Below are 14,093 nucleotides of genomic sequence, written 5' to 3'. Positions count from 1 at the left end.
ATTAATTAGAGCTAGTTCCATCGGGCGATATTTTTTGGGGAGCTTTGGAATTTACGTATCAATTATAACACAGGAGTATTTAAACTCACGAGCCATCCCCCGTTCATCAGGATACTTCCGCTCGCCTTTACTATCAAAGGAAAGCCCTATTCTCTCCATGACATGTACAGAATTAAGATTCCGACAATCACAATGAGCAACCAGTTTCTTTACTTTTAACTGCTTCATGGCAAATTCCTTGATTGCAAGTGCAGCTTCAGTTGCAAATCCCTTTCCCCAATATTTCTTATTGAGAATCCAGCCCAACTCTCCTTCGGTTTTATCCTCATTTAGATATACGCACACCGCTCCAATGTGTATAGAATCATAAAGAATAGCAAATTCATAATAAGATGGTTCTTCCTTTTGCCACTGTGCACTAACACTGGCTAAAAAGCTACGTGTTTCTTCTATACTTCTGTGCGGAAAATGAATCATATATTTCGTATTCTCTGCATCTGACGCATATTCGTTTACTGTCTGTAAATCTAAAATACTAAGCGGACGTAATATCAATCTTTCGGTGCTTAATTCAATATACATTAGTTAATCCCCTTCCTATCAACAACTACCGTCACAACGTATGATACTTAGGCTACCTTGCATTTTACAGATATCAAACTAAAATTCCAATCGCATTTTCCGATGAACAACCAGCTAAAATAAACACTAAACTCAAAAAATCGCCGCAAGAAAAGTTCGCTTATTTCTATTTCTTACGCTCATTTCTACCACAGTCCACATCCGCTCAAGCATCGTTAAAAATATTGTAAACTATTTGGTTTCAATTGACAATAAAACCTTAGCAAACTCGCATCCCAAGCACAAGTCACCTATCTCCTCAACATATACGTAATCTATTTTTTTAGCTTAAACTCCCATAATTAAAAACTCAAATTTTAACAGAAAGCACTTTCCATAGAGACCACTGTACCGGAAGACATCAGCTTTGATACATCTATCATACAGGAAGAATTTTTCGTCCCTGTACCGAGAAGAAAATTAAAATGATACTAAAGCAATTTTCAGCATAAACCTAGGAAATTATAGGGATTTTCATATGAACAATCATTCATATATCTATTGACATATTTATTTTACCGTCATATAATAAAAACACAACATATGAATAGTTGTTCAAGTATTCAACATACATCCTATACATGTAATGAAAATTGAACAGCTTTAATGATGAAAAACTTTTACTTGGGGGTTTTATTATGAACGTTATAGAAACCATATTTGTGGTCACATTATACCTTCTTTACTTAGGATTATGGAGAATAAAACAGGTAGACCAAAAAAGGCAGACTGGCATAGACCCAAATGTTATGGCAAAATCAACATCGAATGTTCAAAAATATATGAACCATTTATCGAATATTTTAATGGCATACGCAGTTTTAATAATTGCTTTTCATTCAATCCAGCTCCAGGTGGGTTCCTTGTTCAGCAGAATAGGGGTTATAAATGTCCTACTCTTCGACGCAATCGGCTTTTTAACAGGCGTAACAGGCTTATCATTTTGCTTGTATGCTCAATTAAAAATGGGTAGCTCATGGAGAGTAGGAATTGATGAAAAAGTAAAAACAGACTTGATTACAACAGGTCTATATAAATACATTAGAAATCCAACATATTTGGGATTGTTTTTATTAAATATAGGTGTCTGGCTAATCTGGCCAACTTGGACAGTATTTCTCTTTAATTTAGTTTTTATATTATTTCTTGACATTCAAGTTCGTTGTGAAGAGGATTACCTAAGTTCAATACATGGCATAAAGTACATAGAATATAAAAAAAGAACAAAAAGATATATTCCTTTTCTATATTAGAAGCACTCTCCTTCTTTACTCAAAAATCCATCTGTTGCCGCTCGATTTAAGCCCGACCTAATGCCAAAGCTTATTTTCGGCTCTTAATTTCTGAATCTCCATAGCTAATGTCATTGCAGGATATAGTGTTTGAGTACCTATACCCGTATCTAAATCGCCTATCTTTTCACGCTTTACCCACTGAAATAAAAGCTTGGGACATGGAGTCCTTTCGCTTTTGCCTCTCTCATTTCATTCCAAGAGGCTAAATAAGGTAGTCTTAGGTACCCCTAATTCTATAGCTACCTTTGTGATCCCTATCCCCTTCACAAACTTTACAGATTCTACCTTGTATTCTTTTTGTATACTTCCTCGTAGCTCTCTTTACAGTTTATGACATAATTGACCTCTATTTTTCTTGTTTTTGACTATTTGATCTAGGTCTTTATGTCAAGTATTATTATACAACATCAGAATAGCAAGAGAACTGTCCTCTTGACATATAGTCATTATTATCATTATAACTCATACTGATGGATTAGAATACATAATTACTGTGTTTAAGCCCGATGTTGAACTAAGTTCAAGTTTACCATACAAGCAAATAGGTATTTGTCTATTATCTTTAAATCGTCTATCAGGGCCACCGGACTTGTTAACATATTTCCATGTTTGTCCAACCACTTGTGAATCTCTAGGAACACCTTCACTTTCAATAAAACGAGTTGTATATGACGAAATCCTAATATCCGTATAATTAAGTGCACCTATCTTGCTACCTTGTAGTATAATCAATTTGTCAGGCAAAAAAAGCAACGTTTCTTTTCCAGTTTTGAAAGATGCCACTTGTAAATTTGCTTTGAATGGAAACTGAGCTTTTGTGGTAGCTTTACAAGCTGTTCTATTTAATGTATTGCTCGCTCCCGAAGCATACTTCCTATCAATTACTTTGCTTGTTTGTATTATTCTCCACACCTTAGCACATTCGACAATTTTTATCATAGGATTCATTCTGTCATCAACAATGGATTGCTGATCAGGATCAATAGTATAATCCAAAACAATCGTTCCTTTTGTGCGAATAAAGATTTTAAGAAGTAAAAATGCAGCAGCAAGCAAAAGTAAAACTGGAAATCCAAACCCTAAAATAAAAGTCACCCAAAAACCAATATTTGCGAGTTTGTTCAATTTAATCGCTCTGCTTGCCATAGCCAGCATATCTTCTAATCCTTCAGACACCATTGCATTCGCAACATTGTTTACTATGTTTCTAGTATCATAATGATTATTATCAATCTCAGGTATTTGTCGGGGTGGAACAGGATTGACTCCTTTGTTTGATCTTGCACCATTGTTTTTTCCACTTTCGTTCACATAAGAAATACCGGTGCCGGGAATAGATGCTGTTCTCCGAGTAGTTCCTTTAGCAGTCTTAGTTATTCGATAACCTTTAACGCCCCAACTATAACCTATTCCTGATTTACTTATGTTAATCCTGAAGCCGCCACCTAAATTTATACTTTTTCTATACCGAAATCCCATTTCATTACCTCCTCAGTACTCAATATTACTTCAACTGGAAAACTGTTTTTAACATTGAACTCCATATTATGCTCAAATTTAGCAAATGTATCAAATGGGTCTATATACTAAAACTTAATCTTTGATAGTATTTGTCTATTAAAGTTCACTGATACTATTGTTTTTTTATCAAGTAAAACATAAACTATGGTATTTCTAATTGGTAGCAAGGCAAACATTCCTCTTGATATTCTAACGCAAAAGCTACCTACATAATCGTGTATGCCATCGCAGGTAATCATTATAGGTGCACCAAGATAATCTATATTGCTGACTTTAATTTTGAAAAGATCCACAGTTCCACAATCAAAGCAGGCTCTTATCTCATTCTTTCTATCAAAGCTTTCACCTTTTATTGATTGCATAATCCTGACCTTTAACACGGTTTTCAAAATTAACTTTTGCATTTGTGATGTTTTCAAGACCAAGCTATTACCGTAGATTTTCTGTAATACCGTTCTTCTGAGTTATTTTCATGCATTTAATATACTATTCCATCTCTTATTATAAAACAGCTCGTGTTGAACGATATCCTCGTCTATTCCAAGAGCTATGATACAATCGGCGCAGCAGTTTATAGCGGTAGTTCTGCCTTCGCTGATTATGTCAACAGTCGGTTCGGATGCAATATTATTAAATACAGCACATTTGATGTTGTTTGCTTTCAACGAGTTGAGAATTTTTTCGTGATAGCCGAGAGAAAATAGCGTTTTATCCGTTACAAGAAGTACCGATTTATATCCCGCAAATGCGCAGATTTCACCGATTATTTCTCTTGCTCCGAAGCCTCCTCTCAAAACGGGCTCAGGCTTTGGAATTACTTTGATTACGGCTCCCGGCAATTTACAAATCATTCTTCTGAACAAATAAGAAGACATTTCTGTCCACCTCAAACTATAACCTAATAATTTGATTGCTAAACCGCAAACAGAAAATCACTAATAATTTCATCGGCAAAATTTTCATCGGAATCAATATTCTGATTTTTCCAGTCTATGGAGAACGGAATATAGTGCACTGCTCGTCGTGTTTAGAACAGATGCGTTTTTCTTCCATATGTTTTTGATAGGTTTTGAACTTTATGATATATTACATATTAGGATCATTCAGCGCTATCTAACTTAAGCAAAGCTTCCTCAATATAAGCTGAATTATACTTACCACTTGCTACACCCAACCCAAGATCAACGATATCATCGTCCTGACATTGTATTATTATATGATTTATTTTTATAATTTTTTTAAATCAATGCACACTTCTTGAGCATTCTTCTTATCATCGCCTCAGTTTCGGCTCTGGTTATTTTATCTTGCGGCATTATCTTACTGTCATATCCAGAAACTATTTCTCCTTTATGCGAACTCATCAATTTGATTGCAATTAATTTTACATTGATTTTCTGATATATTGGGCGGTTATTGTTGAACTGTTTTCCACCATATCCTTTACAGTTCCCTGAAATACAATTTCACCTCCACTACTGCCGCCATCCGGTCCAATATCGATAATATAATCAGCATTTTTCATTACATCCTGATTGTGCTCAATAATAATAACTGTATTTCCCCTATCTACAAATCGTTCAAATAACAGCATAATACTCTTAATATCCGAGGCATGAAGTCCGGTTGTGGGCTCATCTAAAATAAAAATACTACCTTTATCATCCAAGTGTTTTGCCAGCTTCAAGCGCTGCCGTTCTCCTCCTGATAATGTAGAGGTCGGTTGTCCCAGGGAAAGATATCCAAGGCCAACTTCCACCATTGCTTTTAAATGCTTTGCAATCTTTTTCTGATCTTTAAAGAAAATTAGAGCCTCTTCAGCAGACATATCAAGTATTTCCATAATATTTTTCCCGCGATATTCAAAAGAAAGCACTTCTTTGTTATAACGATTTCCTTCACACTCTTCACAAACTGTAGTAACAGGATCCATAAATACAAGCTCAGTAACTACAATGCCTTTCCCTTTACAAACAGGACAGCCACCCTTACTATTGAAGGAAAACATCGATGCATCCTGACCGGTTTCCTTTGACATTACCTTTCTTACATCATCGAAAAATCCTAGGAATGTTGCCGGTGTTGAACGACCTGTGGCTGTTATGGGAGACTGATCAACAATTACGACATCTTCTGCATATTTCTTTGCAAATACATCTCTAATCAGCGTACTTTTACCGGAACCAGCCACTCCTGTTACTACGGTAAGAACATTTAACGGAATATCAACCGATACATTTTTTAGGTTGTGACAATTTGCATTTCTAACAGGCAAATAATTTTTAGGAATTCTTGGGTTATCCTTTATTGGAACGATTTCTTTCATTGCATTACCGGTCAGTGTCCCTGATAAAAGAAGATTTTCATAGCTTCCTTCGAATAATATTTCACCGCCCCTATTTCCTGCAAGAGGCCCCACATCAATAATATGATCTGCAATACTAATAATATCTTTATCGTGTTCAACAACAAGAACTGTATTTCCTTTATCTCTAAGGCTTCGGAGTAATTTACACATACGATGAACGTCTCTTGGGTGCATGCCTGTACTTGGTTCGTCAAAAATGTATGTCATCCCGGTCAAAGCACTTCCCATGTATCTGACAAGCTTTAGGCGCTGTGCTTCACCACCTGATAAAGTGGACGATTCACGGTTCATACTAAGATAAGGGAGACCTATATCTATCATTCTGTCTAAAGACTTCACCATATCCTCGACAATTGTTACTGCTCTCTTGTCTGTAATTTTTAGTAATTCTTCCCTTAAACCGGTAAACTCTAATTCACACATCTCATAGATGTTTTTTCCATTAATCTTGCAGGAAAGAGCATGCTCATTCAGTCTCTTACCATGGCAGCAAGGGCATTCCTTTTGTATAATAAGGTTTAATAGTCTTTTGACAGATGCCTCCGTAATCGTGGAAGTATCCCGCATTAATACAGTCCTTCTTAGCTGATTAACAATCCCCTCAACTTTCTTGTTTACTCGCTCCCCTTCAGGAGTTTTTGCACCATAATAAAGAATATTTCTTTCTTCTTCCGAGTAATCCTTAAACTTCTTATCTAAATCAAACAACCCGGATTCAACATATATTTTCCAATACCAGTTGCCGACACCATAGGCCGGAAGCTTCACCATTCCCTCATTCCAGGATTTATCCGCATCAACCAATCCCTCAGTATCTATATCTGTTATATTGCCTAATCCGGAACATTTTGGGCACATGCCATTGGGATCATTAAATGAAAAATAAGACGCAGTCCCAACGTAGGGTGTTCCAATGCGTGAATATAAAACTCTTAGCGCTGTATATAAATCGCTGATAGTACCAACTGTTGAACGTGCATTACCGCCTAGTCTGGACTGATCGACAATAACCGATGCTGAAAGATTGTCAATATAATCAACCTTTGGTTTTTCATATTTTGGCATTCTTCCCCTGACCCATGCAGTATAGGTTTCATTCATCTGTCTCTGGCTTTCGGCTGCTATTGTATCAAATACAATACTAGACTTACCGGAACCTGAAACACCCGTAAATACAACTATTTTATTCTTGGGGATTGAAAGTGATATATTCTTTAAATTATTCTGGTGCAATCCTTTTATCTCTATCGTATCATTCATTCTCTTCACCTGCCCTACATACTGGAATTTGGATTTCTGTCAACCACTCTTCTTCGCTGTCTTTATTCCATACTCCATCGATATGGCTTTCACGAATCGGGCCATTAATCACAAATCCGTTTTCTTCAATATACCGGAGCACAGATTCATAAGACGATGAAAGTGTTTTATAGCTTCCTTTATGAAAAATACATGCTGCATAAGGAACCTCAGGAATCACTTTAAATTTGATTTTATCGGTATCCTCTTTTAACTCTGTTACTGCCTCACATGCTTCTATTAAAATGTGTTCCTCCTTATATCCCGGTTCTAGATAGCTTATGAAGCAATATTCCGGCATTGCACATTCGCAGCCTAGCTTTTCCATCTCCATTCCCATCTGTGGCATCATTACAAAAAGATCATCATAAGAATCAATTCTTCTTGTCATACTTGCAACAATTACTTCGGGAAGACTTTTAATCAGTACATGTGAAGTTAAGTCCTTATCCGGTGCATCCAATGCCTGCTCAACTTTTGCAAGGAGTTTGGTCAAATCTGCGATTTGCATCATTAGCTGATTTCTTTTCTTCTTTAGCAAATCCTTTTCACTACGCCCGTTGAGAACTGCCTTTATTTCATCAATCCTAAACCCCATCTCTTTTAGAGCAAGAATCTGATGCAGCTCTCCCATCTGAGAAAGTGTATAATATCTGTAGTTTGTCTCTGTATCTATAACTTTTGGTTTTAGAAGATTTTCATCATCATAATATCGAAGGGTCTTTATTGTGACATGATTCATATTGGCAAACATTCCAATTTTATAAAGAGTGTCCGGTGTTTTTTCTTTGCAGTATTTTGGCTCATTTTTCTCCATATATATCCCCTCTTTCTATTAATATAAGAGTAATATACAACCTCCCCTAAGGGGTAGAGTCAAGTACTATTTTATATTATTTTCATAATAGAAATTGACGTCTGTAAACTATTTTCTATAGCATCTGTTCGCTAAAACATGTCAGTATCGTTTAAAATGGGATGGCTTTATGTCTTATCCATTCCGATTCTACTTTCGCTTAATCTTATTTTTAATACGGATTGCTGCCTCAACATGCATGATCCAGTGTCTGGATAAAGGCATTTGAATAAGTCCTTTAACATCCTTATTACACCAGTAATCAATCAACCATATTGCTTTTTCATCTGAACTAACAACATTCAGTTCATGGATTCTACGTTTGTCCTCATCACCAAACTTCCTTTTAAGCTCGGTGTAATCAATTAATTTTAGCCATTCGTCAGTGGAAGTTTTAACGGCAATTATATATTCATACAAGACATCTAGAGACAGGCACTTTGAAAATTCGGAAATTTGTTCTTTTAAAAGCTCATTTCCTGTTGTAATAATAGGCGAATTCATTCTCTTCTGATAATTTACCTCAAAGAAAACCTGCCTGTCATTTTTAATCAACGTATGTACAACGATATCCTCAATTCTGAAAATGTGCCACAGGGAATATGCAATCGTTTTACTATGATAACCATCGGCATTTATAAATGGAATAGCGTAATAATCTTTTTCCTCCAACTCATATTTCCAGGAAATAATCTCTTCCATCAGCAGTCCCCGAAGCTGCAAAAGTGTATTTATTCCCTCTGTGAATGTTGTCTTGTTCAGTTGCTTCTGCATTCTCTTGTTCATTTCCGACCATTCTTTATTCATAGTATTGCTCGCCTCCTTTATTTCTGCGATACCTAGACATATCTCTTCGCAAGCTTTACTTCGGATAACATCCAACCAATTTCACTATCCAACTCTAACAGTATTTATTATATCATCAGTATGTTTATGGGAAAACATTCCCATATAATCGACTTCATTTTTTATATATTACTACCATAATAACAAAGAACGACTCCTTATGAAGTCGTTCACGTTATAAATAAGCATTATTGCATATTGATTGTGTCCACAATGGATATCTCTTTGAACTTCTTCATTGGTTTTTGAACTGCCAAAGCAACAGATAGAACTACAACCAGAAGAATAATCCCCAGCTCTGTCCATGGGATTGTCCAAGAGGTTCCCCACTTAGAACTTACTATCATATAAAATAAAGTCTTGTTACAGAACAGTCCCAGCACAGTTCCCACAAAACTGCCAATGATAGTATAGGTGCAAGCTTCGGAAATTACCATTTTATTAAGTTGACGCATGCTAAGACCAATAGCTCGAAAAGCGCCATACTGGTTGGTTCTTGCATACACGCTCATAGCGATACTGTTTATAACATTGAGCACCGTAATCAATGCTATCATGACCAAAAAGCCATAGATAAACAACCAGAAACAATAATAAGTTGCCATTACGCTGTTTTTGCTCATTCGTTCATCGGAAAAAGTATTGGAAACTCCCGCCATTTGCTTGATGGCACTTACATCTTCATCGGTTGCTTTTTTCTTCAATTGGATATCAAGTATAGTGTAGTCGGATTCTCCCGTAATTTGACGGAAAGTAGCTTCCGAACTGATCATAATTCCAACATCATTGCCATTTTTAAAGGGAGATGTTGAAAGCATACCCACTATATGAATTTCTTGAAGCCGATTACTTATCGTCATCGTCACCGTATCCCCAACCCGTAAAGTATTTTCCGGTTCAAAGACAATCAGAGCGGTATTCGGATTCTTTATAACATCGTCAATGGAGCCTTCTAACAGATAATCTTTCGCCCAGTCAAATTGATGCTGCTCGTAGGAAATTAGATCCATCTTTTCTTGTGAACCGTTCACTGTAACCGGCACATCATAGGCAAACATCCTTCCATAAACTGATTTAACCGCGGGATTTTCCTTAAGTTTTTCCAAAAGTTCACTGCCTATAGAGCAGGAATAGTCCGGGCTGATAATAGACAGATCTGCCTTCCAGGGACGCAGGGGAGTTAAAGCATGATTCATAAATTCCACTGTTACAGAAAAAGAAAGAAACAAGATAATACTTAAGGCAAAAGAACCAACCATCAAAATCAGGTTTTTCTTGCTGGCTTTTGCATGATGGATTCCCAAGGCTGTTTCAACTTTAAACAGCTTTGTATTCGCCGCTTTTTTTACCGGCTGATAGTCGCTGGCGTTGCCGGAAACCGCCTCCAGTGGGGAAACTTTTGCCGCCTTTTTTGCCGGGGAACGGGCTGCAAGCAAAACTGTAAACAGTCCCACAATAATCCCGGCGAAAATACTGGGAATACTCAAACCGAAGATAGCCATTTCGCCGAAATACTCGGGGCTGACAGTTCTTAAAACTGCACACAAAGTCCAGATTACGACAACACCAATCGCAATTCCCGCAGGAATAGCAAACCAGCACCAGCGGAGTGCCTCCTTACGAACTATACGCATTACCTGCTTGGGTGTCGCGCCAATGCAGCGCATCAGACCGAAAAACCTGGTACGCCAAGCTACATTACTGTTTAAGCTACTGGCAATCATCATAATACCTGCAACCATAACCAATACAAACAAAACACCAGCAGTGGCATATATTTGCAGCATAAAAGAGCTGCCACTTTGACCCAAAAGCCCAAGTAGCTTGCTGTTTTCTACAATTTGCTCCTCGGAAAAACCGTAATCCGTTTTCAAATCGTTAATCTCCTGCCTGGCATTCCATGCATTTTCAAACCGAACAAACAGCATACTATTGTAGTCCGTCAGCCTGTTGCTGTTTTTATTTGGGTACAAGGCACGAAAAGCGTCTGTGGTGAGGATGATTCCGTAGGAATCCTCACTCATGGTTTTGGATGCGTTCCGACAAAAGCCTGAAAGAGTATATTGCAGTTTCTTCCCATCAGGTCCATCAATAGTAATTGAATCCCCAAGCTGCAAACCAAACCTATCTTTTGCACTCTCCGTAATCATAGCTTGGGTATCTATCTGAGGGAAATTTCCCTCTGTGATATTATCCACCAGCAATTCTGTTACCCAGGCTTTGTCGCATCCCACGATAATGGAGTCTTTTCCAAATATTGTATATCCTTTCTCGCCTCTGTAATTCAAAACACCATATCGGGCAGCGGCTTTTATATCAGTGCGCTTTGCAATCAAAGCCGCGTCTTCATCTGTAATATCAAGAATAGCAATATGAAAGTTGCCGTCATCTAATTGCGTCTGCAAAATCTGACTGCGGATAAACATATCCGCCATACCGAATATCGTTGTGACCAAAGACACCGCCAGGACTATACAGAAAATCGACATCCTGTTCTGTTTCCGATGAACCTTTTCCGAAATGGGGACAAGATCAAGATAATGCTTCATTAACTGCCCCTCCCAAATCCGTAAGAATGCCATCCGATACTCGGAATACCCGATCCACCGATGTTGTCAGATTTTTATTGTGGGTAATCATCAGGATGGTCTGCTGGTATTGACGGGAAGCCTTTGTCAGCAGGTCAATAACATCCTGACTATTTTTGCTGTCTAAATTACCGGTTGGCTCATCGGCTAAAATCAGTTTGGGTTTGGTAATCAAGGCTCGTCCAATGGCGACACGCTGCTGCTGACCACCGGACAACTGGCTTGGTAAATGTCGGCGACGCTCTGTCAGTCCCAAAAGCTCCAGGATTTCCTTGACTGCTGCGGGGTCAGGTTTGCGATAATCCAGAAGCAATGGAAATATGATATTCTGCTCCACATTCAGTTCAGGAACAAGTTGAAAGGACTGAAAGATAAAACCGATATTGCGACGTCTGAAAATGGTTCGTTCTTCTTCCTTCATGGAAAACAAGTTCTGCCCATCCACAAGAATAATACCAGAAGTCGGGTTATCCAATGCTCCGATGCAATTAAGAAGAGTACTCTTGCCTGAGCCTGATTCTCCAACCACAGCTGCAAATTCTCCCTTTTTCAGCGAAAAGGATACGTTCTTTAAGGCGTCTACTTTTGCTTCGCCCTTTCCATAAGTTTTACATAAATTTTCTACTTTCAATATATCCATTGTATCAATGCCTCCTCTCCTAAAAGGATAGCATAAGTAGCTTACAATAAGATGAATTTAGCCTTACGATTCTGTAAGGAAAGAAAGGGTAAAAGTGGTGCCATGATGTTGTTTGCTCTCCACGGAGATTACACCACCTTGCCCTTCCACAATAGATTTTGCGAGAGGAAGCCCCAGTCCGATTCCCGTTGTTTTCTGCAAATTTTTACTTCGATAAAAGCGTTTGAATACATGGTAGATGTCTTCAGGAGCGATTCCGTCTCCATCATCGGAAATAAAAATCCGAACCATAACTGGAGTTTGCTCCCATGTAATGCGAATCACTTCTCCTGAACCGGTATGGTCCAGAGCATTCTTTACGATATTTCCGATGGCTTCGCTCGTCCACTGCATATCACAGAAAATATGCTGTTTGGGATCACCGTCTACAATGATTTGCTTGTTTTCATTTTTTGCGCGAGTAGTCAGTTCATTGATCGAGTTGGCTATCAACTCTGCCACAGAATAACTGCTTTTTTCGAAAGCAATATTTCCCGTATCCAAACGAGTTATTTTCAGCATTGACTGAATAAGCTGTTCCATGCGATTTAGTGATACGCGGATTTTTTTTGAAAATTCCTTTACCGTTTCTGCATTGTCCGGCTCATCTTCGATGATCTCCTGATACATGGTAATTGCAGCCAAAGGTGTTTTAAGCTGATGCGATATATCAGAAATTGTGTTTTTCAAGAATTCCTTTATCTTATTCTCTGTCTCTATTTTGGATTGCAGTATAGTGGCAAGCTGTTCAACAGAAGCAAACACCTGATAAATTGCTCCCTCGCTATTTTGCGGAAGATGGTTGGAAAAGTCTCCATTAATGTAATTGCCTATCACTCTATTTGCCTGCAAATATAGCTGCTTCCTCATCCAAAAGAAACGAGAAGTTATGACAATCAATACCAGAATCAATAATATCGAAATCGTGACAGTGCCAGAAAGGGAGGACTGCTGGAGTTCGGAAATATAAGGAAGTTTATGATTCTCAGTCTGGTGGTCTATGCCAACCATAGCCAGCAATTCTTTTCCCGTTTCACTGACTTTATTGCTCGTTAAGGCATTTGCAACTACCTCTCTGGAAACCCCATGTTCTAAAAGATAGGATGCAATCGCCTCGTCATGTGTTATATAGATCTCTTTTGCGCAATTTACTTGATTGATACTGCACAATACATTCATGCCAAGCAGCAAAATTGAAAAGAAAATCAAAAATAAACAATACCATCGAACTTGCTTATCCATAAAAAGGTTCATATAGACACCTCATTCCATCGATACCCAAATCCGCGAACAGTGACCAAACGCTGTGGATGGGACGGATCAATTTCCACCTTTTCCCGAAGCCGCCGTACATAAACGGATAATGTGTTGTCATCCACAAAGTTACCAGTACTATCCCACAGTTCTCTCAAAATCATGTCCCGTGTCACAATGCGGTCGGCATTCCGCACCAGCAAGCAAAGCAAGCGGTATTCCGCATTTGTCAAATCCAATACCTGTCCTTTGCAAAATACTCGGCTTCCCATCAGATCAATGGAAAGGTCACCACTTTCTAGTATAGTCATTTTTTCGCTGTTCGATATGTTTACTCGCCGCAGCAGAGCCCGAATGCGAGAGGAAAGCTCCCCCAGTCTGAACGGCTTTGTGATGTAATCATCGCCACCGCTGTCCAGTCCTCGAATCACATTCACTTCCTCATCCAATGCAGTTAAAAATATAATCGGCACCTGATTCCCTTGCTTGCGCACCAAATCGCACACATCGAATCCACTTCCGTCCGGGAGGGTAATATCTAGCAGTAAAAGGTCATAAGCAGTTGACTTTAAACATTCATACGCCTGTGCGACTGTTTGTGCTACATCCAACATAAAGCCGTTCTTTTTCAAAGAATAGCGCAGTCCATCAATCAAATTGATATCATCTTCCAATAACAACAGTCTATTCATATTTCTGTTCCTTTCCCTGTTTCATTTGACCGTCAATTGTTTTCCGCTGCTTTCGATATCAGCCATATCTTTGC

General features: G+C 38.2%; 13 protein-coding genes. 1 reads left to right on the top strand and 12 read right to left on the bottom strand.

Annotated elements, in window-relative coordinates; translation table 11 throughout:
- Window positions 1-51 precede the first annotated feature (51 nt).
- On the bottom strand, window positions 52-582 hold the full coding sequence (locus EFD62_RS01335) for a GNAT family N-acetyltransferase (RefSeq protein ID WP_083225156.1): 531 nt from the start codon (window positions 580-582) through the stop codon (window positions 52-54).
- A gap of 677 nt (window positions 583-1,259) precedes the next feature.
- Here EFD62_RS01335 and EFD62_RS01330 point away from each other — a divergent pair.
- Window positions 1,260-1,874, top strand: a complete 615-nt coding sequence (locus EFD62_RS01330) for a methyltransferase family protein (protein WP_069194643.1) — start codon at window positions 1,260-1,262, stop codon at window positions 1,872-1,874.
- A gap of 504 nt (window positions 1,875-2,378) precedes the next feature.
- Here the strand turns inward: EFD62_RS01330 and EFD62_RS01325 are convergent.
- From EFD62_RS01325 to EFD62_RS01275, 11 genes are all read right to left on the bottom strand, one after another.
- Window positions 2,379-3,395, bottom strand: a complete 1,017-nt coding sequence (locus EFD62_RS01325; protein ID WP_069194644.1) for a DUF4236 domain-containing protein — start codon at window positions 3,393-3,395, stop codon at window positions 2,379-2,381.
- Between the two features lie 107 nt (window positions 3,396-3,502).
- Window positions 3,503-3,799, bottom strand: a complete 297-nt coding sequence (locus EFD62_RS01320; protein ID WP_069194645.1) for a hypothetical protein — start codon at window positions 3,797-3,799, stop codon at window positions 3,503-3,505.
- 108 nt (window positions 3,800-3,907) lie between these two features.
- A complete protein-coding gene (locus EFD62_RS01315; protein WP_128705628.1) occupies window positions 3,908-4,312 on the bottom strand; it encodes an iron-containing alcohol dehydrogenase in 405 nt (134 codons plus the stop codon).
- Between the two features lie 363 nt (window positions 4,313-4,675).
- On the bottom strand, window positions 4,676-4,801 hold the full coding sequence (locus EFD62_RS18295) for an S-layer homology domain-containing protein (protein ID WP_128705627.1): 126 nt from the start codon (window positions 4,799-4,801) through the stop codon (window positions 4,676-4,678).
- 20 nt (window positions 4,802-4,821) lie between these two features.
- Window positions 4,822-7,065: an ATP-binding cassette domain-containing protein gene (locus EFD62_RS01305; RefSeq protein ID WP_128705626.1), complete on the bottom strand. Its 2,244-nt coding sequence runs from the start codon at window positions 7,063-7,065 to the stop codon at window positions 4,822-4,824.
- Window positions 7,058-7,921, bottom strand: a complete 864-nt coding sequence (locus EFD62_RS01300) for a MerR family transcriptional regulator (protein WP_069194648.1) — start codon at window positions 7,919-7,921, stop codon at window positions 7,058-7,060. Before EFD62_RS01300 ends, EFD62_RS01305 begins: the two co-directional genes overlap by 8 nt.
- 189 nt (window positions 7,922-8,110) lie before the next feature.
- Entirely contained in the window at window positions 8,111-8,767 is a 657-nt protein-coding gene (locus EFD62_RS01295; RefSeq protein WP_069194649.1) for a phage head-tail adapter protein, read from the bottom strand.
- Window positions 8,768-8,994: 227 nt separating this feature from the next.
- On the bottom strand, window positions 8,995-11,355 hold the full coding sequence (locus EFD62_RS01290) for an ABC transporter permease (RefSeq protein ID WP_128705625.1): 2,361 nt from the start codon (window positions 11,353-11,355) through the stop codon (window positions 8,995-8,997).
- Window positions 11,339-12,034: an ABC transporter ATP-binding protein gene (locus EFD62_RS01285; RefSeq protein ID WP_128705624.1), complete on the bottom strand. Its 696-nt coding sequence runs from the start codon at window positions 12,032-12,034 to the stop codon at window positions 11,339-11,341. Before EFD62_RS01285 ends, EFD62_RS01290 begins: the two co-directional genes overlap by 17 nt.
- A 63-nt stretch (window positions 12,035-12,097) precedes the next feature.
- The gene (locus tag EFD62_RS01280; protein WP_069194652.1) at window positions 12,098-13,327 is read right to left on the bottom strand and encodes a sensor histidine kinase; all 1,230 of its coding nucleotides are present in this window, start codon (window positions 13,325-13,327) and stop codon (window positions 12,098-12,100) included.
- Window positions 13,324-14,019, bottom strand: a complete 696-nt coding sequence (locus EFD62_RS01275; protein ID WP_128705623.1) for a response regulator transcription factor — start codon at window positions 14,017-14,019, stop codon at window positions 13,324-13,326. Before EFD62_RS01275 ends, EFD62_RS01280 begins: the two co-directional genes overlap by 4 nt.
- Window positions 14,020-14,093: the final 74 nt, after the last annotated feature.

The sequence above is a fragment of the Acetivibrio mesophilus genome, from assembly GCF_004102745.1.
GTDB lineage: Bacteria > Bacillota > Clostridia > Acetivibrionales > Acetivibrionaceae > Hungateiclostridium > Hungateiclostridium mesophilum.
This window is presented reverse-complemented; position numbering and strand designations above follow the sequence as displayed.

Coding starts and splice junctions, on each gene's coding strand:
- EFD62_RS01335 (WP_083225156.1), bottom strand. CDS start 582: ATGTATATTGAATTAAGCACCGAAAGATTGATATTACGTCCGCTTAGT.
- EFD62_RS01330 (WP_069194643.1), top strand. CDS start 1,260: ATGAACGTTATAGAAACCATATTTGTGGTCACATTATACCTTCTTTAC.
- EFD62_RS01325 (WP_069194644.1), bottom strand. CDS start 3,395: ATGGGATTTCGGTATAGAAAAAGTATAAATTTAGGTGGCGGCTTCAGG.
- EFD62_RS01320 (WP_069194645.1), bottom strand. CDS start 3,799: ATGCAATCAATAAAAGGTGAAAGCTTTGATAGAAAGAATGAGATAAGA.
- EFD62_RS01315 (WP_128705628.1), bottom strand. CDS start 4,312: ATGTCTTCTTATTTGTTCAGAAGAATGATTTGTAAATTGCCGGGAGCC.
- EFD62_RS18295 (WP_128705627.1), bottom strand. CDS start 4,801: ATGAGTTCGCATAAAGGAGAAATAGTTTCTGGATATGACAGTAAGATA.
- EFD62_RS01305 (WP_128705626.1), bottom strand. CDS start 7,065: ATGAATGATACGATAGAGATAAAAGGATTGCACCAGAATAATTTAAAG.
- EFD62_RS01300 (WP_069194648.1), bottom strand. CDS start 7,921: ATGGAGAAAAATGAGCCAAAATACTGCAAAGAAAAAACACCGGACACT.
- EFD62_RS01295 (WP_069194649.1), bottom strand. CDS start 8,767: ATGAATAAAGAATGGTCGGAAATGAACAAGAGAATGCAGAAGCAACTG.
- EFD62_RS01290 (WP_128705625.1), bottom strand. CDS start 11,355: ATGAAGCATTATCTTGATCTTGTCCCCATTTCGGAAAAGGTTCATCGG.
- EFD62_RS01285 (WP_128705624.1), bottom strand. CDS start 12,034: ATGGATATATTGAAAGTAGAAAATTTATGTAAAACTTATGGAAAGGGC.
- EFD62_RS01280 (WP_069194652.1), bottom strand. CDS start 13,327: ATGAACCTTTTTATGGATAAGCAAGTTCGATGGTATTGTTTATTTTTG.
- EFD62_RS01275 (WP_128705623.1), bottom strand. CDS start 14,019: ATGAATAGACTGTTGTTATTGGAAGATGATATCAATTTGATTGATGGA.